The 4,190-nt window shown below is 50.2% G+C and carries 1 protein-coding gene; it reads left to right on the forward strand.

Annotated elements, in window-relative coordinates; all coding sequences use genetic code 11:
- A partial coding sequence (locus Q1A08_RS21300; protein WP_299776415.1) for a VCBS domain-containing protein occupies positions 1-4,190 on the forward strand: 4,190 nt, incomplete at both ends.

Raw genomic sequence — 4,190 nt, forward strand, 5'->3', positions numbered from 1 at the left:
AGTGACGGTGCGCCAACTGTTACCATTGATGACAATAATGCTGGCGCTACAGGTGATGAAAGCGTTCAAGAAGATGGCTCTGTAACTGGCAACACCTTCACCATAAACACTCCGGATGGTTTAGGCTCGTTGAGCATTGCAGGGCAGACAATTACGGCTGCCGCATTAAACAATGCCTCGGCTAGCAATATTACCGTTAACACCCCAGAGGGTGTGCTAACCATTACCGACTACAACTCATCCACTGGTGAGGTCACTTATAACTACGATCCAGGCGGCACGGCCAAAGATCATAGTGGCGGCGAAGTTGTTGATAGTCTCGCAGTTGTTGTGACTGACAGCGATGGCACAACCGCTAACGGTACTTTAGATATTTTAATTACCGACACGGCGCCAGTCGCAAACGCCGATACGGATTCAACCGATGCTGTTACCAATGCTACCGGAAACGTTCGCACCGATGTTGGTGGTGCCGATGTAGATGGCGCTGACGCGGCTGCCATTACCGGCGTAGTTGCCGGCACGCAAACCGGCGATATCTCTGGTGGTGTTAACACTTCAATTGCAGGTTCGCTCGGTTCGTTAACCCTGCAAGCCGATGGCTCTTATACTTACACCCCGGGTGCTGGTGCGGCCGCCTTAGCAGAAGGCGCAACAGCCACCGATACATTCAGCTACACCTTAAAAGATAGCGACGGAAGCTTCTCAACAACTACGGTTGTTATCACCGTAACTGGCAGCAGCGATGGCGCACCAACGGTCACCATCGATGATAACAATGCTGGTGCAACTGGTGACGAGAGTGTTGTCGAAGATGGCAGCACAACTGGCAACACATTTACGATCAGTGCTCCGGATGGCTTAGGCTCGCTGAGCATTGCAGGGCAGGCAATTACGGCAGCTGCCTTAAACAACGCTTCAACAAGTAATATCACCGTTAATACTCCAGAAGGTGTATTAACTATTACCGATTACAACTCGGGCACGGGCGAAGTTACCTACAATTACGATCCAAGCGGCACGGCCAAAGATCATAGTGGTGGCGAAGTTGTTGATAGTCTCGCAGTTGTTGTGACTGATAGCGATGGCACAACCGCTAACGGCACTTTAGATATTCTAATTACTGACACAGCGCCAATTGCTAACGCTGATGCGGATTCAACTGATGCGGATAATAACGCAATCGGTAACGTTCGCACCGATGTTGGTGGCGCGGACGTAGATGGCGCTGATGCTGCAGCGATTACCGGCGTAGTTGCTGGTACACAAACCGGCGATATCTCTGGTGGTGTTAATACTTCAATTGCAGGCTCGCTTGGTTCGTTAACCCTGCAAGCGGATGGCTCTTATACCTACAACCCAGGTGCAGGTGCGGCCGCTCTTGCTGAAGGTGCTACGGCGACTGATACGTTTAGCTACACCTTAAAAGATAATGACGGAAGCTTCTCGACTACCACCGTAACGATTACTGTCACTGGAACAAGTGACGGCGCACCAACGGTCACCATCGATGACAATAATGCTGGTGCAACCGGTGATGAAAGTGTTGTTGAAGACACAAATGTTTCGGGTAAAAGCTTCACCATTAGCACGCCTGATGGTCTAGGCTCTTTAAGCATTGCCGGACAAAATATTACAGCGGCGGCCCTAAACAACGCTTCAACAAGTAATATCACCGTTAATACTCCAGAAGGTGTACTAACCATCACCGACTTCAACTCGGGCACGGGTGAGGTTACTTACAGCTACGATCCAAGCGGCACGGCCAAAGATCACAGTGGTGGCGAAGTTGTTGATAGCTTAGCGGTTGTCGTAACGGACAGCGATGGCACAACCGCGAACGGTACTTTAGATATTTTAATTACCGATACGGCGCCAGTTGCAAACGCCGATACGGATTCAACTGATGCTGTTACCAATGCAACAGGTAATGTTCGTACCGATGTTGGTGGCGCCGATGTAGATGGCGCTGACGCGGCTGCTATTACCGGCGTAGTTGCCGGCACGCAAACCGGCGATATCTCTGGTGGTGTTAATACGGCTATCGCGGGTTCGTTGGGTTCTCTTACTCTGCAAGCTGATGGTACTTATACCTACAACCCAGGTGCAGGTGCGGCCGCCTTAGCAGAAGGCGCAACAGCCACCGATACATTCAGCTACACCTTAAAAGATACCGATGGAAGTTTCTCAACAACTACGGTTGTTATCACCGTAACTGGCAGCAGCGATGGCGCACCAACGGTCACCATCGATGACAATAATGCTGGTGCAACCGGTGATGAAAGTGTTGTTGAAGACGCAAATGTTTCGGGTAAAAGCTTCACCATTAGCACGCCTGATGGTCTAGGCTCTTTAAGCATTGCCGGACAAAATATTACAGCGGCGGCCCTAAACAACGCTTCAACAAGTAATATCACCGTTAATACTCCAGAAGGTGTACTAACCATCACCGACTTCAACTCGGGCACGGGTGAGGTTACTTACAGCTACGATCCAAGTGGTACGGCCAAAGATCACAGTGGTGGCGAAGTTGTTGATAGCTTGGCAGTAGTGGTAACCGACAGTGATGGCACAACCGCTAACGGTACTTTAGATATTTTAATTACCGACACGGCGCCAGTAGCAAACGAGGATGCCGATTCAACTGATGCCGACAATAACGCAACAGGTAATGTTCGTACCGATGTTGGTGGCGCCGATGTAGATGGTGCTGATGCAGCAGCGATTACCGGCGTAGTTGCGGGTACACAAACTGGCGATATCTCCGGTGGTGTTAATACGGCTATCGCGGGCTCGCTTGGTTCGTTAACCCTGCAAGCGGATGGCTCATATACTTACACCCCAGGTGCTGGTGCGGCCGCCTTAGCAGAAGGCGCAACAGCCACCGATACATTCAGCTACACCTTAAAAGATACCGATGGAAGTTTCTCAACAACTACGGTTGTTATCACCGTAACTGGCAGCAGCGATGGCGCACCAACGGTCACCATCGATGACAATAATGCTGGTGCAACCGGTGATGAAAGTGTTGTTGAAGACACAAATGTTTCGGGTAACAGCTTCAACATTAATGCGCCAGACGGTTTAGGTTCGCTCAGCATAGCTGGACAAAATATTACCGCAGCTGCATTAAACAACGCTTCAACCAGCAACATCACTGTTAATACTCCAGAGGGTGTATTAACCATTACCGATTACAACTCGGGCACGGGCGAGGTTATTTACAGCTACGATCCAAACGGTACGGCCAAGGATCACAGTGGTGGCGAAGTTGTTGATAGCTTAGTGGTTGTCGTAACGGACAGTGATGGCACAACCGCTAACGGTACTTTAGATATTTTAATTACCGACACGGCGCCAGTAGCAAACGCGGATGCCGATTCAACTGATGCTGTTACCAACGCGACGGGTAATGTTAGAACTGATGTTGGTGGCGCCGATGTAGATGGCGCTGATGCTGCAGCGATTACTGGTGTGGTTGCTGGCACGCAAACAGGTGATATCTCCGGTGGTGTTAATACGGCTATCGCGGGCTCGCTTGGTTCGTTAACCCTGCAAGCGGATGGCTCATATACTTACACCCCAGGTGCTGGTGCGGCCGCCTTAGCAGAAGGCGCAACAGCCACCGATACATTCAGCTACACCTTAAAAGATACCGATGGAAGTTTCTCAACAACTACGGTTGTTATCACCGTAACTGGCAGCAGCGATGGCGCACCAACGGTCACCATCGATGACAATAATGCTGGTGCAACCGGTGATGAAAGTGTTGTTGAAGACGCAAATGTTTCGGGTAAAAGCTTCACCATTAGCACGCCTGATGGTCTAGGCTCTTTAAGCATTGCCGGACAAAATATTACAGCGGCGGCCCTAAACAACGCTTCAACAAGTAATATCACCGTTAATACTCCAGAAGGTGTACTAACCATCACCGACTTCAACTCGGGCACGGGCGAGGTTACTTACAGCTACGATCCAAGTGGTACGGCCAAAGATCACAGTGGTGGCGAAGTTGTTGATAGTCTCGCAGTTGTCGTAACTGACAGCGACGGCACAACCGCTAACGGTACTTTAGATATTTTAATTACCGATACGGCTCCGATAGCTAATGCGGATACAGATTCAACTGATGCTGTTACCAATGCTACCGGAAACGTTCGCACCGATGTTGGTGGTGCCGATGTAGATGG

The sequence above is a fragment of the uncultured Pseudoteredinibacter sp. genome, assembly GCF_947500695.1.
In the GTDB taxonomy this organism is placed as follows: domain Bacteria; phylum Pseudomonadota; class Gammaproteobacteria; order Pseudomonadales; family Cellvibrionaceae; genus Pseudoteredinibacter.